The sequence below is a fragment of the Vibrio sp. Evd11 genome (assembly GCF_900382755.1).
Classification (GTDB): Bacteria; Pseudomonadota; Gammaproteobacteria; order Enterobacterales; family Vibrionaceae; genus Vibrio; species Vibrio lentus.
The window spans coordinates 1-24,795 of the sequence record NZ_OSDX01000004.1 but is presented as its reverse complement, the minus strand read 5'-3'; the positions used below and the strand labels follow the sequence as shown (position 1 = coordinate 24,795).

The 24,795-nt window shown below is 45.0% G+C and carries 14 protein-coding genes and 2 pseudogenes; 7 read left to right on the top strand and 9 right to left on the bottom strand.

The window, feature by feature from the left end; all coding sequences use genetic code 11:
• Positions 1-27 precede the first annotated feature (27 nt).
• Both malE and ED652_RS02350 read right to left on the bottom strand, forming a co-directional pair.
• Entirely contained in the window at positions 28-1,206 is a 1,179-nt protein-coding gene (gene malE / locus ED652_RS02355; RefSeq protein WP_122053378.1) for a maltose/maltodextrin ABC transporter substrate-binding protein MalE, read from the bottom strand.
• A 368-nt stretch (positions 1,207-1,574) separates the two neighbouring features.
• Positions 1,575-3,206, bottom strand: a complete 1,632-nt coding sequence (locus ED652_RS02350) for an alpha-glucosidase (RefSeq protein ID WP_122053377.1) — start codon at positions 3,204-3,206, stop codon at positions 1,575-1,577.
• A 194-nt stretch (positions 3,207-3,400) separates the two neighbouring features.
• On the opposite strand from ED652_RS02350, the gene ED652_RS02345 reads away from it, so the two are divergent.
• Positions 3,401-4,318 carry a LysR family transcriptional regulator gene (locus ED652_RS02345; protein WP_122053376.1) on the top strand — a complete coding sequence of 306 codons (918 nt, stop codon included), beginning with the start codon at positions 3,401-3,403 and terminating at the stop codon, positions 4,316-4,318.
• A gap of 142 nt (positions 4,319-4,460) precedes the next feature.
• Here ED652_RS02345 and ED652_RS02340 read toward each other — a convergent pair whose 3' ends face one another.
• The 3 genes from ED652_RS02340 to ED652_RS02330 form a co-directional block, all read right to left on the bottom strand.
• On the bottom strand, positions 4,461-6,227 hold the full coding sequence (locus tag ED652_RS02340) for an alpha-amylase family protein (protein WP_122053375.1): 1,767 nt from the start codon (positions 6,225-6,227) through the stop codon (positions 4,461-4,463).
• Positions 6,228-6,470: 243 nt separating this feature from the next.
• Positions 6,471-10,172, bottom strand: coding sequence for a pullulanase-type alpha-1,6-glucosidase (gene pulA, locus ED652_RS02335; RefSeq protein WP_122053374.1), 3,702 nt, complete (start codon positions 10,170-10,172; stop codon positions 6,471-6,473).
• A gap of 351 nt (positions 10,173-10,523) precedes the next feature.
• A complete protein-coding gene (locus ED652_RS02330) occupies positions 10,524-12,296 on the bottom strand; it encodes an alpha-amylase family glycosyl hydrolase (protein WP_122053373.1) in 1,773 nt (590 codons plus the stop codon).
• 156 nt (positions 12,297-12,452) lie between these two features.
• Between ED652_RS02330 and ED652_RS02325 the strand changes: the two genes are divergently transcribed.
• On the top strand, positions 12,453-12,842 hold the full coding sequence (locus ED652_RS02325) for a DUF1294 domain-containing protein (protein WP_122053372.1): 390 nt from the start codon (positions 12,453-12,455) through the stop codon (positions 12,840-12,842).
• Between the two features lie 74 nt (positions 12,843-12,916).
• On the opposite strand, the gene ED652_RS02320 is transcribed toward ED652_RS02325, so the two are convergent.
• Positions 12,917-13,501: a LysE family translocator gene (locus ED652_RS02320; protein ID WP_122053371.1), complete on the bottom strand. Its 585-nt coding sequence runs from the start codon at positions 13,499-13,501 to the stop codon at positions 12,917-12,919.
• A 141-nt stretch (positions 13,502-13,642) separates the two neighbouring features.
• On the opposite strand from ED652_RS02320, the gene ED652_RS02315 reads away from it, so the two are divergent.
• Entirely contained in the window at positions 13,643-14,083 is a 441-nt protein-coding gene (locus ED652_RS02315; protein ID WP_122053370.1) for an Lrp/AsnC family transcriptional regulator, read from the top strand.
• Positions 14,084-14,109: 26 nt separating this feature from the next.
• Positions 14,110-15,039: a LysR family transcriptional regulator gene (locus tag ED652_RS02310; RefSeq protein ID WP_122053369.1), complete on the top strand. Its 930-nt coding sequence runs from the start codon at positions 14,110-14,112 to the stop codon at positions 15,037-15,039.
• A gap of 168 nt (positions 15,040-15,207) precedes the next feature.
• Here the strand turns inward: ED652_RS02310 and ED652_RS02305 are convergent, their stop codons facing one another.
• From ED652_RS02305 to dsrO, 3 genes are read right to left on the bottom strand one after another with little or no spacing between them, the layout of a single operon-like run.
• On the bottom strand, positions 15,208-18,300 hold the full coding sequence (locus tag ED652_RS02305; protein ID WP_122053368.1) for a tetrathionate reductase subunit A: 3,093 nt from the start codon (positions 18,298-18,300) through the stop codon (positions 15,208-15,210).
• 14 nt (positions 18,301-18,314) lie between these two features.
• Complete coding sequence (nrfD, locus tag ED652_RS02300; protein ID WP_122053367.1) at positions 18,315-19,463, bottom strand: NrfD/PsrC family molybdoenzyme membrane anchor subunit; 1,149 nt, start codon at positions 19,461-19,463, stop codon at positions 18,315-18,317.
• Complete coding sequence (gene dsrO / locus ED652_RS02295) at positions 19,460-20,296, bottom strand: sulfate reduction electron transfer complex DsrMKJOP subunit DsrO (RefSeq protein WP_122053366.1); 837 nt, start codon at positions 20,294-20,296, stop codon at positions 19,460-19,462. Before dsrO ends, nrfD begins: the two co-directional genes overlap by 4 nt.
• Before the next feature lie 270 nt (positions 20,297-20,566).
• Between dsrO and ED652_RS02290 the strand changes: the two are divergent.
• From ED652_RS02290 to ED652_RS02280, 3 genes and pseudogenes are all read left to right on the top strand, one after another.
• Positions 20,567-22,437 (top strand): annotated as a pseudogene (locus tag ED652_RS02290) (PhnD/SsuA/transferrin family substrate-binding protein).
• A gap of 11 nt (positions 22,438-22,448) precedes the next feature.
• Positions 22,449-23,050: pseudogene (locus ED652_RS02285) on the top strand (response regulator transcription factor).
• Positions 23,051-23,347: 297 nt separating this feature from the next.
• Positions 23,348-24,595 carry a tetratricopeptide repeat protein gene (locus ED652_RS02280; RefSeq protein ID WP_122053364.1) on the top strand — a complete coding sequence of 416 codons (1,248 nt, stop codon included), beginning with the start codon at positions 23,348-23,350 and terminating at the stop codon, positions 24,593-24,595.
• Positions 24,596-24,795: the final 200 nt, after the last annotated feature.

The window sequence follows — 24,795 nt, the reverse complement described above, 5'->3', positions numbered from 1 at the left end:
CAATAGGATATTAATAAGAAGAAAGGATTATTTGGTAATTTGCTTCGCTGCTGTGTCTAGTGCTTCTTTAACAGTTTGCTTACCTTGCATTGCGTTATCGATAGCTGCGCCTTCAGCGAACCAATATGCCGTCATTTGCGGGATGTTTGGCATGATTTCGCCGTTTTCAGCATTAGTCATGGTTGATTTGATGCGATCATCGCTCTCAAGAATTTTTTGGAATGATTTTAGCGTCACTGCGCCAAGAGGCTTGTCATCATTCATGGTTTTCAGAGCATCGTCTTGGAACAGGTAGTTCTCTAAGAACTCTACCGCAAGGTCGGTATTTGGACTCGCAGCATTGATGCCAGCACTTAAGATTCCAACAAATGGGTTACCTTTACCACCATTCAATGTCGGCAGCTCTGCAACACCATAGTTAACACCAAGTTTATCTAAGTTACCCCAAGACCAAGGGCCATTAATGGTCATCGCAACGTTACCATTAGTGAACTCTGCTTCCGCGACTGAGTAATCCATATTCGGGTTAACAACCCCTTGGTTTACCATATCAACTAAGAATTGAAGGCCATGAACGCCTGCTGCATTGTTAACGCCAGTACTTTTAGCGTTGTAACCCGTTTCTGTTTTCTCGAAGGCGAATGCACCACCTGCAGAAATCATTGGCCATGTGAAGTAAGCATTTTTTACATCCCACATGATGGCTTTTTTGTCTTGTTTAGCCATTTCTTTTTGAATAGCTGCAAGCTCTTCCCATGTTTTTGGTGGGTTTGGTAGTAGGTCTTTGTTGTAGATCAGAGAAGGTGCTTCGATTGCTAAAGGGTACCCTACAATTTTACCATTCACTGTTACCGCATCCCAACTGAAGTCGACGAGCTTTTCTTTGAACTCTTTACTTGGGTTTAGTTCGTGAAGTAAACCTGATTCTGCATAGCCACCAAAACGGTCATGTGCCCAAAAAATGATATCAGGGCCGCCGCCTGTCGCTGCGTGTTGTTGGAATTTAGCTTCCAGTGAATCTGGGTACTGAACGTTAATTTTTACGCCAGTATCTTCTTCGAATTGCTTACCAATTTCAGCTAGGCCTGCGTAACTTTTGTCGCCGTTAATCCAGATCGTGATTTCACCTTCTTCCATTGCAAAAGCAGGCGCATTGAAAAGAGCAGCAAGGGTACAAATAGACAGTGTTTTCAATAGAGGTTTCATAGTTTCATTCCATATTCAGAAGGTTATCCATAACGATAATCACTTCGATCAGTTCTTATTATCTGGCTTGATTTTATCGGCTTACTTTCATCTTGAGAAATAGGTAAATGGGCTGTAGATATAGTAAAAATCTATATCATGATAATGAACCTAGAGTTTTAGAGGCTGCTGGATCGCTTTTGTGATGTTGAACGTGAAAAGAAATGTGAAGGTGGGCTCAAACAAATTGATGGTGTTTGGACGATAGTTTGATGGGGAGAAGATTGCTTATGTTGGCTTGTGCTGTGTAAGTTAGGTTCAAAGCTGTTTTTAATAAAAAAGGCAAGGTGTGACCTTGCCTTTACATGGGGGCTGGAGCTTTAGAGGGGCTAGAGTTTTAGCGCAAATGATTCATACGGAGCCAGGTGTAATTGCGCGTCGACACTTAGAATCTCACCATAGTTACTGATTAAGCAAACTGGTGTTTGAGTGCGATATTGTTCAGGCGTTTCAAGAGTGAGTGACTCCCCTGAGAAGTTACATACAACCAGTAGCTGTTCACTATCCAGCTCACGGACATAGGCAAAAACTTTGTCATGTTCTTCAAAAACCGGAACGAATGATCCGTAAACAATTGCTGGGTGAGCTTTTCGCAATTCGATTAACTTCTTATAGTGATAAAAGATTGAATTTGGATTCGCTAATGCATCTTTAACATTGATCTCTGGATAGTTTGGATTGAGTTCAATCCACGGTGTTCCACCGGAGAAGCCTGCGTTCGCCTGATTACTCCAATGCATTGGTGTTCTAGCATTGTCGCGGCTGTTCTCATGAATGGCATCCATCATGTGCTCATGAGTTATGCCAGATTCCGTTTTCACTTTGTAAAAGTTATGAGTCTCGATATCTTTGTACTGATCTAAGCTGTCGAAAGCGACGTTCGTCATGCCAATTTCTTCACCTTGGTAGATATAGGGCGTACCCTTCAAGAAGTGCAAGCAAGTCGCAAGCATTTTTGCTGACTCGACTCGGTAGTTTTTGTCATCACCGTATTTTGACACCAAGCGCGGTAAATCGTGGTTATTCCAGAATAGGGAATTCCAGCCACCATCTGCCAATTCTAGCTGCCATTTAGTCAGAACATTTTTGAATTCTCTAAGATCGAGAGGAATTGGGTTCCATTTGTCACCGTTTTCCCATGTCAGGGTGATGTGTTCAAACTGGAATACCATCGAAAGCTCATTTCTATCTTGTCCGCTGTATAGCTTCGCGATCTCTGGTGTTGCGCCCCAAGTCTCTCCAACTGTTAACAAATCTTTATTGCCAAAGGTAGCCTGATTCATTTGTTGTAATAACTTGTGTAACCTTGGTCCGTTCCCAGTAATGCCTTTATCGATTTCTTTACCGATTAGATCAATGACATCTAATCGGAAGCCGCCGATGCCAAGGTCAATCCACCAGTTCATCATATTATGAACTTCTTCTTGTACTTTCGGGTTTTCCCAATTCAAATCTGGTTGACGTTTTGAAAACAGATGGAAGAAGTATTGTTGTGTTAGCTCATCCCAATGCCAAGCGCTACCGCCGAAGATAGATTCTTGGTCATCTGGTGCGCTACCATCCGGTCTTGCATCGCGCCAAATGTAATAATCTCGATATGGATTGTCTTTTGAAGAACGTGCTTGTTCGAACCAACGGTGCTCGTCTGATGTATGGTTTACCACCAAATCCATGACAATTTTAATGTCACGTTTCTTGGCTTCGTCCATAAGGCGTTTCATGTCTTCCATGCTACCAAACTCTTTAGCAATCGCTTGGTAGTCGGAGATGTCATAACCATTGTCATCCATTGGAGACTGATAAACGGGAGATAGCCAAATGACATTAATACCAAGCTCTTTGAGGTAGTCGAGTTTGCTGATAATTCCATTGAGGTCGCCAATACCGTCATTATTTGAATCTAAAAAGCTACGCGGGTAAATTTGGTAGACCACTGCGTCATGCCACCATTTCTGTTCCATCTCAATTTCCACTTAATTAGTTAATTGTCCTTACTATAGTGATTTCCCCTTTTTGTGGGAAATAGCATTCCTAATGTTCTCTATAGAAAAATCCTATATCATGGAGGCTATCCGCTGTGCATTGTGTACAGTGGTCTAATTTGCTGAAATTCTAACCTCGCATTTTGTGATCGAATGCAAACTAAGAGAATCCTATGAATAAGCTATACCGATATTTTCTGATGGTCGCACATACAGGCAGCATTAAAGGCGCCGCGGAAAAGTTGAATATTAGCCAACCTTCCTTGACCGCTGCGATTAAGAAGCTAGAGAGTGATATTGGTGTCGCTATTTTTATTCGCAAGTCCAAAGGTGTTGAGCTCACTGAGTATGGGCTTTTGTTTCGTGAATTTGCGCAAGAACAACAAGAAAAACATTTATCACTAATGCATCGCTTTACTGATATGCAGCAACGTCAATTAGGTAAATTGAAGCTAGGGACTGGGGAAGCTTGGTGGGAGCAATTTGTTTGTGGGGCTGTGGCTGAATATAAGAAAAACGAGCCAACGGGTTCTCTACATTTGGAGTTTGGAAATAACCTATCTTTGATGCACCACTTGGTTCAAGGCGATATTGATTTGTTTGTTGGTCATGAAATTTATGGGCTGCATGAACGATGTAAGGTGACTTTTTATCCATTATTTCAAGACAAAGAAGCAGTGTTCGTTCGAAGTGGGCATCCATTACTAGCGAAGAAAAACTTAGACTCTAATTTGTTAAGACGTGACATGTTGGATTTTCCAATCCTTCAAGTCACTCCTGATCACTCTAGGCATAATTCTGTACTTTCAGATCACGTAAATTCACAACCTGGTGGTCGTGACTCTGAAACTGTAGGGCGAGATGTCTATGACGTTGACTCTCTTTTTGCGAGCTTAGATATGTTAAGAATGTCAGATGCTGTGATGCCTTACAGTCATAAAATGTGTGACTGGATGAAAGAAAGAGGCTTTGAAACGTTGTTGATTGATGACTCTAAGCGGGGGAATGTTGGGCTTTATGCTAAACAGAGTGCGGAAGATCTGAAAATAAAGTGTTTCATTGATATCTTACAGAAGGTTAATTTTGATTAGATTCTAAAACGACCAGCACCTTGATTTTGGATGGTCTAATTATTTATCGTATTTAGGTACTTAACATGACAGAAGTATCTCGTTAAGTACCTTTGTACACTTACTTTATCTTGTAATTATAAATTACTTTGAGAATGGTTGATTAGATGATTAACACCCAAGCTAAAGCGGCTAGGGGTTTTAGTTCCGCATTAAAGTAACCGACACCATTTTCCACATACAGCGTCTGCTGTTGGACGCCTTCAATATGTTCTTTGAGCGCATAGCTTCCGTCTACGATTCCCAGCTCTTGAATCACTTCTGCAGAAATCTTCAACTCGATATTATCCGTCATGCTTTGGCTAAAGTTAGCAGCCGCGAGAACCAGTTCTTGGTTATCAAAACGCAAGAAAGCATACACGGAATCACTTAGCTGATTGGATTGATGTAAATCTTGGTACGCTCCGGTCATCGATGAATGGTTTAACGAAAACGTCATCACTTGTTGGTAGAAAAGTCTGAGCTGCTTTTCGTGTTCGTTGAGTTGCCCCCCATCAAACTTTCCCCCGTTCATCCATTTTTGATGTTGAGGAACACCGATGTAATCGAATATAGATGTGCGAGAAGGTTGTCCAAAACCTGCATTCTCCGCACCTGGTTCGCCGACTTCTTGCCCGAAGTAAATCATGGTTGGAGAGCTACTTAATAGCGTACTAACCAACATGGCTGGCTTAGCGATGTGTGGGTTACCCGCAAACTCTGGAGACGCGACACGCTGTTCATCGTGGTTGTCTAAGAAGTGCATCATGTGATGTTCAATGTCCATCATTTGATGCTGGATCTCGGGGATGATTGCTGTTGAAGCCTTGCCTTGCATAATTGCTTTCAGACCATCGTAAAGATCAACTTTGTCATACAGGTAGTCCATTTTGCCTAAGTGAATATAATCTCGGTACAAATCCGGTTGATATACCTCAGCCATTAAAAAAGCTTTTTGGTTTTTCATCTTTATTGACGAGTTGAGGTAGCTCCAGAACTCGACAGGTACCATTTCAGCCATGTCATAACGGAACCCATCAACCCCTTTTTCCAACCAATATAAAGCGATGTCTCGAAATTTAACCCATGAATTTGGCACATCAACTTGCTGCCAGAAGTGGTAGTGAGCTAGGTGATCACGCTTGGCATAGCCATTTGGTAGTTCAGGGAAGTCTTTTGAGCCGTCTGGGCGCACACCATAGTTTATCTTTACAGTTTCATACCAATCATCAAAGCTCGGCTTACTTAAGCGAGATCCATTCCCTGTCCATTTGGCTGGTGCTTCTAGGAAAGGGGAGGTTAAAGCTGAATGTTGCTCACCACCAAGTGGAACAAATGCAGGATCGATCTCTGGCAGTTCGAATGAGGTGTTAGGGATGTAATAGAAATTGTTGTTACGATGATACTCAATGTCTACTTTATCTTGATCGCCAAAATCGCTGATGCCTTCAGGGTTATTCAAACCTTCGTAGTTACGAGCAATGTGGTTAGGGACGATATCTATGATCACCTTCAGACTATTGTCATGGCTTCTTTTGATTAAAGCTTCGAATTCTTCCAATCGCTTTGCTGGGTCATCAGCAAGATCGGGGTTTACTGAGTAGTAATCTTTGACCGCATAAGGTGAGCCAGCTCGGCCTTTTACGACACTAGGATGATCATCAGATACACCGATATTTTTGTAATCGTTGATCAAAGCATGGTGTGGTACTCCGGTGTACCAAATATGCGTAATGCCAAGCTCTTTAAGTTCAGTTAGGGCTGTATCCGTAAAGTCGCTAAATTTACCGACACCATTTTGTTCAATGGTGCCCCAAGGTGTGTTCTGTGTATTTTGATTACCAAATAAACGTGTAAAGACTTGATAGATTGAATGTTTTTTGTTGTACATACTTATTTCCATCTTGTGAAGTAGAGATGTAGGCCTTTGTTCTGTTAGCTAGGAGGCTAGCTCAATCGGAATGCAGCTTTATCCTCCCTAATTGAGAAATTTAGGGCGTAGTTACTGAGGTATGTGAACTGCTGCTCAAAATAGGATGCTGTGAGGCTAGCTTCAATTCTATCTCATGAGGGCTAACATAGAAAAAGGGAGGCTTAATGCCTCCCTCTAAGCCTAGTTTTTGTCTTGTAAAGCTTACTGCTTGGCCACAGAAACCACGGCCTTATCCACACTGCTGTTTAACTCATGAATCGCATTCAGAGTGAATGTGTAGCTGCCTGCTTCAGTTACGCTCAATTGGCAGTTACCACCAGTACCAAGATTGATCGAGCCATCTGCAAGTTCAACAGAGTCGCAGCCAAGGTTAGGTGTTCCCCAATCTGCATCCGCAAACTTGAAGCCATAGTTACCAGCCTCCAAGTTGCCTGTTACAGAATAAACTCCATTTGCAACAAAGCTCATCGCCCAATTATCAGCTGCACCCCATCCATTCATGTCACCACGAACATAAACCGTTGTTTGACCGTATGGAGGAATGCTAGACACATCTTTATCAGAGTTATCAACTGGCAGACCCGCTCCTTGTACGTCGCCATTTTGGGCTTGTACGAACACTGCGGTTGTTAACGCAGGTACTGTGAAGGTTTCAGCGGCGAAGTTTGCTCCTTTTACAATGTCATCTTCAGAATTTTGTTGAACGGTGTGGAGTGCAAAGCCGATTGCTCCTGTGATTTTGAACGATTGAGATTTATTGGTTGAGTTTACAACAGCAACAATCGCATCGTTGGCAGGATCTAGGTTAGCACCGGCTGAAACACCATCATCGATAGACATCACGATTAAGCCTTCGACTTGATCTTCACCAACATTGCGGAAGTCGACACGCTTCATGACTTCGTCTGCTGTGTCTAAGCGGAACAGTTCGCTTGAGCTACGGATTTTCAATAGCTCTAGGAATTGCTGCTTAGTCAGCTCAATGTCGTCTGCGTCTGGTTTAGAGGTGCTGTCAGCAATGATGGTTTTGATCAAACCCCAGTTAGCACCATCTTTATCTTCACGTGGTAAGCCAACATTCCAGTTATTGTCAGTACCATCAAACATGACGCGGTTGTACCAGTCGCCAGAGTCGTAAGAATCACGCTGCATAGACTTAGAGCGCAACAGTTCAGAACCCATATGGATGAATGGTATACCTTGGCCTAACATCACGGTAGAAAGCGATACAGACTGCATGCGAGCACGCTCTGCAGAACTAGTGCCTGCAGCGATCTTGTAAGCGTTGTTGTCCCAAAGCGTTTGGTTATCGTGTTTTGAAACGTAAGAGATGTTCTCTGAAGGTATTTTGGTGTAACCAGCGGGCGCACCGTTGTAATCGACGTTTTTACCCAGTTTGGTGTCGCCTTTGTAATCAATCAACACGTATTCTGCAAGGTTACCTGCCATCCCTAAACGAACAAGATCTTGGTTGTGTAAACGACCGTTGATTGAATCTTGATCAACTTTGGTCTCTTCATTGGCAATCGCGGCATTACCAAAACCTTGGTTGAATCGAAGTGGGTGATTACCTTCTGAATCGACGCCACCATCGAACGGACTACCGCCACGAACTGCGTCGCGCAAACGGTCCGAGAAGGTACCGATCTCAGTGCCTGCCATGTTGATTTGGTTCGCTTGATCGAAGCGTGCGTTATTCGCTACTTCGCCGAAATCCCAACCTTCACCGTAGAACAGTGTGTTCTCGTCGATTTTACGAACTTCAGTAAGAGCTTCTACCATCACGTCTTTTGGCTGGTGGCCCATTAAGTCAAAACGGAAACCATCCACTTTATAATCGTCAGCCCACACCTTAAGAGAGTCGACCATCAATTTACCCATCATCAGGTTTTCGGTCGCAGTGTTGTCACAACAGGTTGAGTTTTCGACGTCACCTGTGTTGACGTTAAGACGGTGGTAGTACCCAGGGACAATCTTATCCAGCACTGACTTATCGTTCACGCCAGACGCATTGGTATGGTTGTATACAACGTCCATGATCAGCTTAAGATCCATGTCGTGCGTCGCTTTAACCATCTGACGGAACTCTAAAATACGCTTAGAACCATTAGGATCGGTCGCGTAACTTCCCTCTGGAACCGTGTAATGAAATGGGTCGTAGCCCCAGTTGAAGCTATCAAGCATGCGCAGGTCGTTCATTAGGGCTTGGGCGTCACCCGTTGCAGAGTCATAACCATCGAGTACATCTTCGATGGTTTTGCTTTCATCTTCGTTACCACATAAGGCTGCTGCTGGTTTTACATCGCATAGTTTGCCAACTGTGTCGGTAATATCAACGCGGCTCGCTTCATCCTCATCAACGGTAGCGATATCGAATGCCGGTAAGATATGCAGCGTAGTTAAACCTGCTTCTTGCAGAGCTTGTAGGTGCTTGACCGACTCACGATCGGCTTCTGTGAGAGCGAGGTATTTTCCATTTAAGTTAGCTGTGCCGAGCTTATCGCTGAAGCTAAAGTCACGAAGGTGAGACTCGTAAAGTACATGGTCTTCGTCTTTTTCTACGGTTGGTCGTTCGTAGTCGTCCCAGTTCGTTGGTTTCAAGGTTGAATCATTAAGGTCGATAACTTGAGAGTATGCAGAGTTATTTGACAAACTAAGTGAGTAAGGGTCGGTTACTAGGCGGGTTTCGATATTGCCTGTGGTTGGGTGGTAAACCTTCACTTGGTAACGATAGTAACTGTTGACTGCATTAGACACAGCATCAGTCGCCCAAATACCTGTCTCAGTGCTTTCTGTCATCGGATAAACTTGTGAGCTTTGTAGATCTTCGCTGTAAAGAACGAGTTCTACATCTTGCGCTGTTGGTGCCCAAAGTTTGAAGGTAGCCGCACTGCCTTCAACAATCGCGCCTAGTTCTTCACCCATTGCATTACCAGCATCTTCGCTAGCAAATACCGCATCAAGCACACCAGGTTTTTGAACCTCAGTTGAAGAGATAACATTGCCATTGGCATTATAGGCAACAAAAATTATCTGAGATTTTAAGATGGTGCGTAATGTGTTGTCGTCAACGTCGATAGCAAGGGCAGGTAAGCTTGCAAGGTGGCGGAAACGCTCTTTCAATTCAGAAGGCAATTCCCCAACTTTGCTTAGTTCAATTGCAGTGCCACCAACGATCTCTTTGTCGTCGTTCATCGTGATGCTGTTATCTAATGCATAGAAGAGTTTTACAGAATCGGCATTGCTAGCGGCTTCCCAAGCAATGGTGGTAGCGTCTAACCAATGTGCTTTTTGTCCATCAATATTCACCGGGCGCTCTGAGATTGGGTCGTAGTACAACTCGCTGCTGCCATGGAATCCGAATACACCTTGCGAATCACCAAGCTTGGTTAACTCGATTTTCGAATTGGCACTACCAAACGCTTTTTCGTCGCCATTGTGTAAGATGAAGTTCATGCATTTATGCGGGTCAGAAGCATCAGGATCGACCTTCAACACATAGTAAGCGCCGTAGGTATCACTGATACCATCAAATTCGTAAGGGCTGTTCCAATCGGTTCCGGTTTCACTTAGACCCAAAGCAACTAGGTCAGTGCTAGTACAGCCTTCGCCGTTCCACAGGTGCAATCCCCAGCCGTCGTAAGTTGAGCCAGAAGCGCTCGCGGCCGCAACATCACGTTTGTAGTAAACAACGACTTCGTTTTCGCCTGCTTTGTACAAGCCACTGTTGCCAGCATCCGTACCGTTGTCGCTATTATTATCACTGCCACAACCAGCGATCAAAGTCGCAGTGAAGAGAGGTAAAATCGCTTTAGCCAAAGTAGAGCGTTTGAAGCTCCTCTTTTTGGTAACATTAAAGGCGCGTTGTAGAGTGATGCTCTTATTAATATTTATGTTGTTCACGTAAGATATCCATATTTCATTTTTATGAAGATGAATATCCTAGCCTTAGCGAGGGCCAACTATTTGTGATGATTATGTATAAAGTTATTTTTAATTAGTAAATATAGGAAACCTAGTATCAGTATCACGCTTTGTATTCCTTTTCCATTAAATTACCTGGATCAATAACACATTTAATTAATATTAAGAGCATGAGGCGTAGAGGGTAGGAGTAGATAATAAGGATGAGAACTCATCCTTATTAATGTGAGGAATATATCGAACTGATATGTTGTTAATTTAAGTTGTAAATTAAGTAAATTGTCATTTGATTAAAGGAAGGTTGTTCTGTAATTTATATTGGTAGGCGTGCTATTCATTTAAATATAATACCCAAACTAAAGACGCGAGCGGTTGCAATTTAATATTGAAACTATTGACGTTCTTTTCAACGCTTAATACCTGTTTTTGAACGCCTTCAATATGTTCATCTAGCAAGTAATTGCCATCAGCTATTTTGAGGTTTTTGATTACATCGCTTGGAATCTTTAAGTGAACACTCTCAGTGGCGTCCTGGCTGAAATTTGCGGCAACAATGGTTAGCTCTTGGTTGTCATAGCGCAGGAATGCGTAAACGGAATCACTCAAGTTGTTACTCTGGTGTAAGTCTTGATAATCCCCCGTCATTGAAGAGTGCTTGAGCGAAAAGTTCATGACCTTCTGATAAAAACATCGCAACTGTTTTTCGTTGCCGTTTAACAACCCGCCATCGAACGCACCGTGGTTCATCCATTTTTGGTGCTGTGGGACTCCCACGTAGTCGAATATAGATGTACGTGACGGCTGTCCAAAGCCTGCATCTTCTGCTCCCGGCTCTCCAACTTGTTGTCCGAAGTAGAGCATGGTTGGTGAGCTGCTCAATAACGCACTGACTAGCATTGCAGGCTTTGCGATATTTGGGTCACCAACAAACTCTGGGGAAGCAATTCGTTGCTCATCGTGATTGTCCAAGAAATGCAGCATGTGATGTTCAATATCTATCATCTGATGTTGGATCTCAGGGATGATTGCCGTTGAAGCCTTGCCTTGCATGATGTCTTTTAGACCGTCATAAAGATCAACCTTATCGTACAGGTAGTCCATTTTTCCAAGGTGGATGTAATCTCGGTATAAGTCCGGTTGATACACCTCTGCCATCAGAAAGGCATCTTGGTTTTTCATCTTTATCGATGAATTGAGGTAGCTCCAAAACTCAACAGGCACCATTTCAGCCATATCGTAACGAAACCCATCAACACCTTTGTCTAACCAGAACAAAGTGATGTCTCGGAATTTAACCCAAGAGTTTGGCACATCTACATCTTTCCAAAAGTGGAAATGGTCTAGGTGGTCACGCTGTGCATAATCGCTCGGCAGATCAGGGAAGTCTTTTGAGCCGTCTGGGCGCACGCCATAATTGATTTTCACTGTTTCGTACCAATCATCGAAACTAGGCTTGGCCAAGCGTGAGCCGTTAGCCGTCCATTTGGCTGGCGTTTCGATAAACGGGGAGCTTAGGCTCGGGTGCTGTTCACCACCTAGCGGGGTAAAGGCTGGCTCTATATCTGGCAGTTCAAATGTACTGTCGGGAATGTAGTAGAAGTTATTATCTCTATGATATTCGAGTGTTGTGTCATCTTGAGCGCCAAAGTCACAGACGCCTTGTGGTTTATTTAAGCCTTGATAATGACGAGCTACGTGGTTAGGGACGATATCGATGATCACCTTTAAGCCGTTGTCGTGGCTTCTTTTAATTAATGCCTCAAATTCTTCTACACGGTGCTCGGGGTTGTCGGTGAGGTCAGGATTCACGGAATAGTAATCTTTAACTGCGTAAGGTGAGCCTGCGCGTCCTTTCACTATGCTCGGGTGATCGTCTGAAATACCAATATGTTTGTAATCATTGATGATGGCGTGATGTGGCACTCCGGTGTACCAAATATGTGTAATGCCAAGTTTGCGGATTTCCGATAGCGCTTTGTCGGTAAAGTCATTGAACTTGCCAACGCCATTTTGCTCGACTGTGCCCCATGGAACATGTTGGGTGTTTTTATTGCCAAATAAACGCGTAAAAACTTGGTAGATGGCGTACTTTTGGTTGTACATAGTTATAATTCCTTTAACTTCCATCATGTTATGTAGGGATGAAAGGGCTTGTTATTATTTGCAGGCTAACCGAATTACAATATAACTTACTCATCCTTATTAAAATCTACACGTCGTCATTGCTACAGTATGTGAGCTGTTACCCAAAAGGAGTTGATGTTGTCCTCATCTATTCAAATCGCCATCACTTATCTAGTGTTGGCGGCTGTATCTGCGTTGTTTGTAGAAAGTTCAAAAGTGGCACTGGTATGGTATTTAGTGACCGGGCTGGTGACGTTTTTTGTGTATGCAAAAGACAAAAGAGCGGCGATTAATGGCAGTTGGCGTGTGCCTGAGAAAACCCTGCACATTTTGTCTGCTGCTGGTGGCTGGCTAGGGGCGTTAATTGCTCAAGATAAGTTGCGTCATAAAACGCAAAAACAGCCGTTTAGATCTATATATTGGCTCACCGTTGCTGTGAATATAGCGGCGTTTGTATGGACGTTAACACCGATCGGACAGTCAATGTTTGGTCGTTGGTTAAGTGAGATTATTGGATATCTTTAACCATAACCATAACCATAACCATAACCATGGCTAGCACTTGTGTACTAACCATCGCAAAGTAAGAAACTATTCGATTAGAGCATCGGAATCGTCGAGGCTAGCAACAAGCCCGCCATACCGTAGTTAAAGCTTTTAATGCGCACTGGTGTTGTTAGCCAGTGCTGGAGCTGTTTACCTGCCGCAGTCCAGAATGTCACTGATGGCAAGTTGGCTAACGTGAAGATGCCTGCGATGATGGCAAGTTCCCACCATGAACTGCCGCTGCTGTACACTGAAATCGCAGTCAGTGCCATTGACCAACCTTTAGGGTTCACCCATTGAAAACTTGCCGCGCCAATGAAGGTCATGGGCTTATACGCTTCGGTGCTTTTGGCTTTACCGCTCAAAGCTATCTTAATCGCAAGGTACACGAGGTAAGTCAGGCTCAGGTACTTCAATATTTGGTGAGAGACTGGATAAGCGTTGAAAATACCCATTAAACCGAACCCAACCAACAACAGCATGGCTGCAAATCCCAAAGCTATCCCGAGCATGTGTGGAATCGTACGGGCAAACCCAACATTAGCACCTGATGTCATGAGCATGATGTTATTTGGACCCGGAGTGAAGGTCGAGACGAACGCAAACAAGGCAAGTGCGCTAAGTTGTTCTAAAGGCATTATGGTTCTCCAGCAATAAAATGAACGAAGTGACTGACCGGTCATGACTTTCACGTGTTGAGAAACATAGTAGGTGGAAAGTGAGGCAATTATGTGCTTTTATTTCCTCTATTATCACTAAATGCACAATAATCAGTACTTATGGATAGATTTGACGAAAGGATATTGCAAGAGCTTAAGTTGGACGGCAGAATCTCCAACATTGAGCTTTCAGAACGAATTGGTTTGTCGGCTTCAGCGACCTTAAGGCGAGTACAGGATCTCGAGCGTAAAGGGATCATTCAAGGTTACCGTGCGGTTCTGGACAGTGGCTTGATGGGAGTGGGTTTTATTGCTTACGTTTCGATTGGTTTATCGAGCCACAGCAAAGCAGCACAGTTGGAGTTTGAACAGCACGTCAGTATGGAAAAAGAGGTGGTGGAGTGCCACAACATTGCTGGTGCCAATGAGTATTTGCTTAGGGTAGAAACTAAAGATCTGCCGGGCTATAAGAAGTTCCATGCCGATGTGCTTGGGGAATGCGCTCAGGTTCAATCCATCACGACCATGGTTGTGATGGACACCCCTAAAGACGAACGCTAGTCGAGTTTTATTTCAGGAGAGGCGCAGTGCCAAATACTAATCAGTTGTTATTGTTCTTAGATGTGGTTCAACAAGGGTCGTTTACCAAAGCGGCAACCTTACATGATATGGACAACTCATCGCTCTCTAAGCAGGTAAAAAAGCTCGAGCAAGATTTAGGTGTTCAGCTGCTTAACCGTTCGACACGCTCGTTTTCTTTGACGTCGGCAGGGGAAGATATTCTCGCGCAAACCTACGTGCTAAAAGATACTATCAATCAGATTCAAGGCATTGCAGATTCATATCAGTCTGAACCCAAAGGTGTGCTGCGAATTACATCGCCAATTTATTTTGGACAGCAATATCTGCAACCTATCATCACTCAGTTCATGAGAAAGTACCCGGATGTTCAGATCGTGCTGTCGTTGGATGATAAGATCGCCAATATTATCTCAGGGCAATTTGATATCGCGTTTCGCTTCAGTAAGCTTGTTGAATCCAACTTGATTGCAAAGAAGATTGCCGACAGTAACTTCATGCTCGTCGCGTCGAATGACTTTGTTAAGCAGCATGGTGAGCCTAAGACGCCGCAAGACCTACTCGCGTTACCTGCCGTGATTTATACCAATGGCGATATGACGGTCGATCATCTACGTATCAGTGAAGAGCCGCATGGCAACACTTTCCAAAGCTTGACGATTCGTGGCAACTATAAGGTGAGTGATGTTCGCACCATGGTCTCTTGTGTTAAGGATGGTTTAGGCTATGGTTTCCTTGACCAATCAAACCTGTATGCCTCAATGAAAGAGTTGGGCTTGGTTACTTTACTTCCAGACTATCCAATCTCTACTGCTGATACCGCTATTTATGCTGTTTACCCGCACCGTAAGCAGACCAAGCTGGTTAAAGAATTCATCACTACGGTTCAAAATTATATTGGCTCTCCCACGATTTGGGAAAAGATGCAGCAAGGCTAGCTAGCTGGGTTTCTAATAGTTTAAACACAAAAAAGGAGCCAGATCGTTCAACGATCTGGCTCTTTTTTATTCTTCCGGCGAATACGGATTTACAATGTAAACCTCAGCTATATCTGGCGTTAGCCGCTCTTGTTCATGAAAACTCGAGACTAGTGGTTGTGGTAACGCCTAGACCTTATAGATCTTAGCCGGAAGTGCTTGTCTTGCTGCTGCTCCCACAACCCAATCTAACATGACGCCTTTGCCTTCTCTCGTCGGGTCAATCAAGCCTATATCATTGATGTTAACGCCATCGTTCGACTTCATCTTTACTGGTTGTTGTGTGTCACCAATCCAGTGTGCACGTTCACCGAGCTCTTTGTGTCCAAAGCCGTGTTCAAAGCCTAATGTGCCTTGTTTGATGCCATCAATCACCATCGCCAACGCGTGGGTGGTTGAACTCGGTGTTTCAATGGCAAATACGTCGCCTGTTTTGATACCAGCAGAAGAGGCGTCTTGCGGGTGAATGTAAACTGGGTTCACGCCTTTGATCGACTCTAAACGTGGTGACAAGTTAGACACCGCACTGTGAATGTTGGATTTAAAGTTGGTTAGAGTAAATGGCCAATCTTTGGTCGGGAACTGCTCTACCAAAGGTGTGCCGTCTGCCAATTTTTGTGGATACCATGTTGGGCAACCCATGTACTGTTCGCCAGTGATGGTGTTGCGAGAGGTCCCCAGCTTTTCATTCCAGATAGCCAAAGGTTTGGTCCATTTGTATTTCATGGTTTCATTGGTGTAGGCATTGGTTGCGTCTTCGAAACGACCGCCACGCGCAAAGATATACGCCACTTTGAGCATCTCTTCTGGCTTGAGCGTTTTGTTCATCACAGGTACAAGGCGTTCTAGACCAGACCATACTATGTCTTCCGCGTCTACATTGGGTACGCCACCTTTCACGAATGCTAAGTTAGCCGCAGAGCGCAGGTAGAAATCTTCCGCACTATGAATGCCGTGCCAGTTACCTTGGCTGTCTTTAATTACGTTATCGCCAAAGCCACCCAAGCCAAGTGTTTTCGCCAGATCAATAAAGAAGTTCTCTAGGTTGATGGCGCGCCCATCTTGAGTGCGTGAGGTTTTAGGCTCAACAATCGGCCAGCGAGCGGTAATCGCTTTAGTTGCAACGCCATGCCATGGTGTTGCAATGCCCCAGCTTTCGTAGGTAACCGTGTCTGGGACTAGGTAATCGGAGAGTGCTGTGGTTTCATTGATGAAGGCATCGATAGAGACGATCAAGCCAAGCTGTTTTGGATCCTTAAGCTTTTCGCCTAGTAAGTTATCTAAGCCTGGAACGCCATAAAGTGGATTCGCCATATGGTTGATCCACGCTTTTGCACGGTAAGGATAGCCATCAATCGCAGCTGATAAGTGCTCGGTTAACAGCGGTGCTGAGATTGGGTACCACGGAGCACGCGTTGGGTAGGGTGACTCGCCTGCGGCAACGCGACGCTTGTATTCGCTGGTCTTGTGATATGGGAATTTGCTGCGAGACAAGAATACGCCTTGAGGCTTAGTCTTGCCTTTGAACTTAGTAAAATCGTAACGTGGCCCTGCAACAGAAGTTGGGTAGCCACCTGCTTTCGCCATCGCCCCGCCTTTTGCATTGATGTTACCAATCAGCGCGTTCAGCATTAGGATAGAGAACGAGTTGTAGAAGCCGTTGGTGTGCATGTTGCCACCATGAGTATCAACAACTGCTTTCGTTCCGTAGCTGGTGAAGCGTTTCGCCAGTGCAATAATCTGATCTTGTGGGATTTCACACTGCTCGCTGTAGTAAGCAAGGTCATATTTGAAGGCTTCTTCTTTTAATCTTTGTAGAGAAGACTTCACACGAACGGTCTGACCATCGATTTCTACGTCTTGATCGACGAACAGAGCCGCTTCATTCACCTGTATATACGGTGATAATAGTGACGTTGTCACATCTAGTGCGATAAATCCATCATCGTCAGACATCGGTTCGCCTGTTTCTAGCAAACCCACATCCGATACGCGAAGCATACGCCCGTTTTGTGGGTGTGTTTCGTCACTGATTACAAGGTGTGAAGCATTACACCAATGCGTGGTGCCTGCTTTTTGCATCGCTTGTGCACTTGGGCGAGACAAGAAGTCGTGATTGTAGCGTTGGTTCTCGATGATCCATTGGATCATGCCCAATACTAATGCTGAATCGGTGCCCGGTTTGATCGGTAGCCAGTTGTTGCGATCGCCTGCTGCAAGGCTTGAAGATCCAGCCGGAAGACTTGGAGTCACTATGGTGTAGCTCAGTTTTCCGTTGGTACGAGCCTCAGCCAGTTGTCTTGCTTGGCGCTTAAACGGGTTACCTGCTTGAGCCGGAGACATACCGATGAAAAGAATGAACTCTGCGTTATTGAAGTCAGGTTTTAAATGCGAAAACTTGTCTAGATCATTCATGATCGCGCCAGAACCTGCACGGAATGCGTAGCCACAGTAAGAACCGTGGTGACCAAAGTTGCGAGTACCGTAGCTGTTAAATGCAAAGCGCTTCAAGATGTCGTCACGGCCTTCATTACCGGCATTAGTCACAAGTAATTGGTTGGCTTTTGGGCCGTACTCAGGGTTGTTTGGATCAAGTGGTGTTTCGATGTCGCGAATCGATCGTAAGCCTTCAACGTCACCTTCACCGAATAAGTCACCACCCTCGGTGATCTCAGAGATAAGTTGTTCGTAGCTGATCGGCTCCCACTTGCCTTCACCTCGTTTACCAACACGTTTTAACGGTTGAGTGATTCGGTATGGGCTGTTTTGAATCTCTAACATGCCATTACCACGGGCGCAGGCTGTCGAGCGGTTATTGATACCGGATTCACCAGACAAGCCAATGTAGGCGTCTTTTACAGGCGTTTTGAACGGGATCTGTTGGTCGCTTGATAGCGGGTGGTAAGGGTTTCCCGAGATGCGCAAAATCTCGTCATTGCGATTATCGATGCGCACACGTAAGCCACACAGTGTCCAGCAGCCAAAACACATTGATGGTGCAACGCGTTGGTTTGGATTCGGCGAGATCTTACCTTGTTCATCGACACTGTATTCTGTCTCGAGTGAGTTACCGTGATGGATGTGATTGGTTTTCTTACCTGCGGTGCCATCAATAGCACCGTGAACCATATGCTTTGTGGTTGTCGCATAACCTGCAGCAAAAGCTCCAACACCACCGGCAGCAAGGCCTGTTTTCAAAAATTGACGACGTTTGTTATCCATGATGATTCCTCAGACTACAAGCTATGTGAACGGTTAAGTGGTGAAGGTGTATTTTGGTTTGGCTTAGATTCTGTCTTTTGTGCAGAGCCAGTTGTGCTTTTAGATCCAGTAGACACGATTTCAGAAGCGAACAACGCAAGCGCTAACCAAAGGCCGCACATACCAACGATGCCGAGTAGCCCAGCGCTCCCCATAGGCAGTTCATAAGGGAATGGGCCTACATCAAAACGTGGGATGGTTTGAACTTCCATCATGGTGACCCAACGTACCGCCCATGCTGAAATCATGGTCGCAAGTGCTACACAGATAATTCCTAGCTTGCTTTGCGATAAGCGTTGTAGGGGGAGAACCAAGATCATGCACAGCAAAATACTGGTGGTCATGATGCCTAGATTGATTCCCCAAGCGTTGTTCTCATAGAGATTGAAGTGACCATGGTTAGATGCCCAAATCGACGTGAGAATGATGGCAAGGCCACCTGTTAAGGTAATGGTTCTTTGTATCAGAGCTAGGTCTGTTGGTTTTAAGCTTGGTTTGCTTGAAGGCAGCAGAGCCCAAATCAACAGCGTTAAACCCGTTGCAGCAAAGAATGCGGTCGTGAACCAAAGTAGTGGAGAAGCCGGTTGATGCCAAAGCGGTCGGCTCGCCAAAATTGCAATCTCTGCGCCTGTATAAAGCGCGATGCTTAGGCCCGAAATAGCCGTCACAGCAGCGAGCGCAATCATCAGCTTTGACGATATTTGCCATTGACCTAGCGTCAGCCAAGCCAAACGTTTTAGAAGTGGGTTTTCACTTTCCTTAAGCTGTGCGATGTCGTCACGCAGGTAAACCCAAGCAGTCGCGACAGCCAGACCAGAGAATAGAGGTAGAAACAAAGAGCCTAATGACATCCATGACCAAGGCGTGATGTGGGCATAGAAGTGCCAAGCACGTCCCGGTTGGTGCAAATCACCGGTTAATGCTAATGGCCCAACAATCGCGCCGATGGCCATCACAAGCACAAGGGCAGAGCGGAATTGATGGCTGGTTGAGTTTTTGAATATCAGTGCAATCAAAAACAGAATAGCCGCCGCATAAGCCGAACCGATGTAGAAGAAATATTGAACTGCCCACGGTAGCCAAGCGATCTCTTGAGCGGGAACTAACACCTCAGTGATATTCATGCTGTCTCTCCTTGTTTGCCTTGTGTCGCGATTGCTAATTCTTGTTTGCTAGAGGATGAGTTATCGATGGCGGCTGGATCATAAATCGCAGGTTGGCCTTCAATGTGGCTAACGAATCGCTCGTTCATGCCGATATAGAAAACATGGGGGTTGGTATTCTGCTCAGGCTTAAGCACCTTGATGTCGTCTTGGTTTTCATTGAGCAGACGGTTGATCTCGCTGTTTGGATCTTTAAGGTCACCGATGACACGCGCGCCACCGACACAAGTTTCTACACAAGCGGGCAGCAACCCATCTTCAAGGCGGTGTGCACAGAAAGTACATTTGTCAGCGGTAAGGGTGTCGTTATTAATGAAGCGAGCATCGTAAGGGCAAGCTTGAACACAGTAAGCACAGGCTACGCAGCGTTCGTTGTCGACCATCACAATGCCGTCTTCACGCTGGAAGGTCGCTTGAACAGGGCAAACCTTGATGCAGGGTGCGTTGTCACAGTGATTACACAGGCGAGGCAACATGAATGATTTCACGTCTTGTTGAGCAGTCGAACCATCATCGAGGGAGACTTCATACTGTTTTACGGTGGTTCTGAACTGGCCAATCGGCGCTTGGTTTTCAACGCTACAGCCAACAGTACATGCCTGACAGCCAACGCATTTACGTAAATCAATCGCCATTGCGTAGCGTTTACCTACTTCGCCTTTGCGGTCAGGTTGGTTGTTATTGCGAATGGCTGTGCTCGCGACTACGGTGTTGATTCCGGTAATGGGAATGAGCGCAGCGCCGGCGGAAACTTTACCGAATTGGCTGAGAAACCGTCTTTTCAATGAGTCCATAGAGGTACCTATAAATGGGTATTCGATCTGTTAGGCTCATTGTCAGATTTTGACCGCACACGGGGTATTGTGGATTTCCACATACCCAGATCAAAGTTGACCTAGAACAAATGTGGTTTTCGCTATCTAGCTGTTATGCTTTTTTTTAGAGGCTTATCTAAAGCGCTCTAAAGGGTGAGTTAAGCGTTGAACATGTCGTCAACTTCAAGAAAAAGTGAAATGACGAGAGAATAAATTGAATAAACAATCTGCTTGGAGAAAGAGATTTCAGTGACCGTTCGAAACCTAATGCAGTCGTTAGCCTTTTTGGGCTGAGCCTAACCGCAGGAGTGTGTTTTGCGGCTCAATCGGAGCAAGAGATTGCCACGACAAGCACTGTTGAGTCGGAGCAGGTTATTGAGGTCGGTGTGCTGGCGACTCGAGGTAAGCTTTCAGCTCAACAGCGTTGGCAGCCGACAATGGATTGGTTGTCTGAGCGCATTCCCGGAAAACACTTTGTTCTCAAGCCTTTCAACTTAGAAGAGATGGCCGAAGCGGTAAAAGATATCACTGTCGATTTTGTTATCACCAACCCCGGTCAGGCGGTTCGATTAGGACGTCAGTATGCGCTTTCTTGGATGGCGACCATGACCAGCCATAACTTTGAAGCTCAAGGCGCCAGTAATACCCGCAGCATTGGTTCCGCTCTGGTGGTGAGAAGAATGTCGCCTTATATATCTCTCGAACAACTCAGCGGTAAGCCGATTGCGGCAGTATCTGAAAATGCTTTTGGTGGTTACCTCACGATGCGTTACCAAGTGATGCAACAAGGGCTTAACCCCAACCATTTTTTCTCTAATACTCAGTTCTTAGGTTTCCCTATCGATGCCAGTTTGTACCAACTGCGAGAAGGGCATATTGAAGCGGCTGTCGTTCCTGCTTGTTTGGTTGAGAGCATGATCAGTGAAGGTTTGTTGATCGCTGGGCAATATCGAGTGATTGAAAACCAAGCTCCAGAAGGATTCCGTTGCCAAGTATCTACCCCTTTGTATTCCAACTGGTCGTTCGCCAAAACAGAGCGAGCGTCTTCGGCACTGGCGAAACAAATGAGTCAGGTGCTGTTTTCAATGCCAAAGAGCAGTGCGCCAGCCATTGCAGCAAATGCATCGGGCTGGACTTCACCGACAAGCCTGCTGTCGATCGATAAGTTATATCAACAACTCGACATGCATCCACTGCAACAACCTTGGTGGAAAGAAGCGTTGATCTGGCTCAAATACAATCAACAGTGGGCATGGGCGTTCTTTACTCTTGTGGTGTCGCTGAATGCTTACCACTTCTGGCTAGAATACAAATTCAGTCGCAGCAAAAAGCAACTAGAAGCGACGCTGTACAAGCTGAAAAGTAAGAGTGAACAGCTAGAGCACTCACAACGTATCGCGGTAGTTGGTGAACTAGGCAGCAGTTTGGCACACGAGATTAATCAACCTTTAGCAGCAATTCGGAATTATAGCGAAGGTGGCTTACTGCGGATTTCGAAGAACAAACCACTGACCGATATTGAACCTGTGTTTGAGAAGATTCAGTCTCAAGTGGATCGTGCTGATGCGATCATCCAGCGCTTAAGAAACATGATCAAAAAACGCTCATCAGAGAAATCTCAAACTGATGTAGAAGTGCTTCTTACAGATACCATTGAGCTACTGCAATTTCGATTACAGAAACACAAGATAACCATTGAACGTTATGCCGTGGGCAAACCTATCAAGCTACATGTTGACCCTGTCGGATTGCAGCAGGTAGTTGTAAATTTGATCAACAATGCGACTGATGCGTGTAATGCTCAGATGCATCGCGAACAAAGCGCTACGTCTGATATTGGTAACAAAAATAACGAACCATCGACAATTAAAGTGATTACCGAGTATCAACCGGATAAAATGATACTGTCGGTTATCGATAACGGCACGGGCTTAGATTTTACCGAGCAACAAGTCACTCAAGCCTTTGTGAGCAGTAAAGAAAACGGCTTGGGCTTAGGGCTTGCGATTTGCCAAGACGTGATTGAAGACCACAGTGGTCAAATGGCCATCATTTCACTTACTCCTCATGGTTGCCATGTCGCGGTGACACTGCCTTTCTCTCTTTCAAATGATTCATAAGGAATCTTGTTATGTCTGAACTTCATCAAACGTTGCCGGTTTATGTAGTTGATGACGATGAGTCGATGCGCGACTCATTGGTGTTCTTATTGGAAGAGCATGATTCCACGGTGTCAGCCTATCAAGATGGCCCAAGCTTTCTGGATTCAGTGGATTTGAGTGCTGCTGGGTGCGTGGTGTTAGACAGCCGAATGCCTGAAATGAGAGGGCAACAAGTTCATGAATTGATGGTGAAAGCGCAGAGCCCACTTTCGGTGATTTATCTGACGGGTCATGGTGACGTGCCAATGGCGGTAGAAGCCTTACAAGCGGGCGCGGTGAACTTCTTTCAAAAACCGGTTAAAGGCAGCGAATTGGCTGAGGCTATCAAGCAAGGGCTAGAGGCTTCTGAAAAGCACTTACATATGAATGTGTATCGCCAAGCGTATGCATCATTGACTGAACGCGAAATCGACATTCTTAAGCAATCATCGACGGAAAACGCAACCAAAAAATTGCCGATGAATTATGTATCGCGATGAGAACGGTTGAAGTGCATCGAGCGAGTTTGATGAAGAAGTTTTCTGCGAAAACGGTGGCTGAGTTGGCATACATTTATGGACAGCTTACCTAATCACGATTGTACGAGATTAAGGATGGAAAATCAGTAACGTTACCATTGATTTTCTGATGAAAGGTGGTCTTCATAAGTAATCGATATTGAAGCAAGATCACACCATTTATGGAGTGCATAAGGATAGGTCTCAGTAGACTTTTTATCGCTATGTATTCCTGAGATACTGAACTAAGTTCATTTTAGGGCGGAACGTTTTAAGAACGGCGCTTTTCCCTGTAATTCGAAACATTCACTATAGGTTGAGAGCACCTCGACACCGAGGCTGATACCAACCGAGTTAGGTTAAAATATTTTATGAGTACAATGGGAATCGCAATTGGTGCAGCGGCTCTTTCGTTAATACTGGTTGCCGTCTGGCTGATCTCTTTATCGTTAAGAAAGCAGCGCTTGGAACAAGAGCGTAAGGCTCGCGCTGTCGCTTACCGAAAGGCGATTGAAAAAGCACGCATCCAAGAGCAAAAAGAGCGTCATTTCAAAGCTGAAACCGGACATGTACCGTCGATTCTGTATTTGGCGAAGGAGGCGGAACGTAACAATATTAAAGAAGCTCTGTATTGGTATGATAAAGCAGCACAACTCGATAATATCAATGGCATGTACGGCATTGTACGTTTGAGTATGAAGCGTAAAGAAGACCTGATTTTAAGAGAGAAAGCCAACTTTTGGCAGTTGGCAATATCTGCCCTGGACAATGACGTATCGGCGAAATTCGAGATGGGTAAAGCGCTCGTCTTTGGTCGCGGAACTGACAAGAACATCCCTAAGGGTTATACCTATATCGAAGAGTCTGCGGCTGGTGGTAATACCGAAGCGATGCTGTTTATTGGTGACTGGTGTCTAGATAAAGAAAACCCAGACTACTCTGCCGAAAGCTCTGTCGAGTGGTACCAAAAGGCCGCGGAAAAGAATAGCTTAGATGGCAAGATCAAACTCGGTATGAGTTATTTAAACGGTGTTGGTGTTGAGCCTAACCATGGTGAGGCTGTTTACTGGCTTGAGACGGCTGCAGAAAAGAACAGTGCAGAAGCGATGTTTAGAGCGGGTGAAGCTTGGATCGACCATGGTGAACACGGCAACGCTATTGCTTATATCTGGCTATTTCTATCGGCTCATTTTGGTTACTCCGAAGCAAAGCATTTGAGGGATAAAGTTGGTGGGGAGCTTGGTGTGGATGCCGTCGTGGGCTTACAGGCTCTAACTAAACCGATAATGACTAAGCTGACACAAGAAGCCGTCACCAAACACTCGGTTATTAAGGCGTTGAATAAACTCTACAAACGTAACATCCCGATCCCTAAAAAGGTGAAAGAGGTTACTGAAGAAGAGGAAATTGACGAGTCGAATGTACAAGGCAGCGATGTTGAAATGAGTTTCGAGATGAAAGCCCCGAACTCCAACCCAGAGCACAACCAACAATATTCTCCAGAGCAACACGCAGCGTCCCAAACGGGTACGGCTCAAAGCTCAGATAATGCATCGTCACCTACGCCTAACAGTGCGTCTTTAGACTTTAGCCAAACCAATTGGAGCAACAAAAACTAAGTCACTAGCTTGATGAGGTGAGCGTTTGAGTGAATTGAACTCTCATTTAGGTCAGCTCTGCTTATTTTAGTCACACTTCATTTGAGGCGAGACACTCTGAGTTAGGAATGACAGGATCAAAAAAGGGAAGCTGATGCTTCCCTTTTTATTGGCTCCTCAAAACCACCGCCTAGGGCGGTGGTGATTGTTCCTTGAGGCTA

Bases quoted from the DNA above. Each gene is read 5' to 3' on its own strand.
- ED652_RS02280 (WP_122053364.1), top strand. From the start codon at position 23,348: ATGAGTACAATGGGAATCGCAATTGGTGCAGCGGCTCTTTCGTTAATA.
- ED652_RS02315 (WP_122053370.1), top strand. From the start codon at position 13,643: ATGGATAGATTTGACGAAAGGATATTGCAAGAGCTTAAGTTGGACGGC.
- ED652_RS02330 (WP_122053373.1), bottom strand. From the start codon at position 12,296: ATGTACAACCAAAAGTACGCCATCTACCAAGTTTTTACGCGTTTATTT.
- ED652_RS02350 (WP_122053377.1), bottom strand. From the start codon at position 3,206: ATGGAACAGAAATGGTGGCATGACGCAGTGGTCTACCAAATTTACCCG.
- malE (WP_122053378.1), bottom strand. From the start codon at position 1,206: ATGAAACCTCTATTGAAAACACTGTCTATTTGTACCCTTGCTGCTCTT.
- ED652_RS02345 (WP_122053376.1), top strand. From the start codon at position 3,401: ATGAATAAGCTATACCGATATTTTCTGATGGTCGCACATACAGGCAGC.
- ED652_RS02305 (WP_122053368.1), bottom strand. From the start codon at position 18,300: ATGGATAACAAACGTCGTCAATTTTTGAAAACAGGCCTTGCTGCCGGT.
- dsrO (WP_122053366.1), bottom strand. From the start codon at position 20,296: ATGGACTCATTGAAAAGACGGTTTCTCAGCCAATTCGGTAAAGTTTCC.
- ED652_RS02340 (WP_122053375.1), bottom strand. From the start codon at position 6,227: ATGTACAACAAAAAACATTCAATCTATCAAGTCTTTACACGTTTATTT.
- ED652_RS02325 (WP_122053372.1), top strand. From the start codon at position 12,453: ATGTTGTCCTCATCTATTCAAATCGCCATCACTTATCTAGTGTTGGCG.
- nrfD (WP_122053367.1), bottom strand. From the start codon at position 19,463: ATGAATATCACTGAGGTGTTAGTTCCCGCTCAAGAGATCGCTTGGCTA.
- ED652_RS02320 (WP_122053371.1), bottom strand. From the start codon at position 13,501: ATGCCTTTAGAACAACTTAGCGCACTTGCCTTGTTTGCGTTCGTCTCG.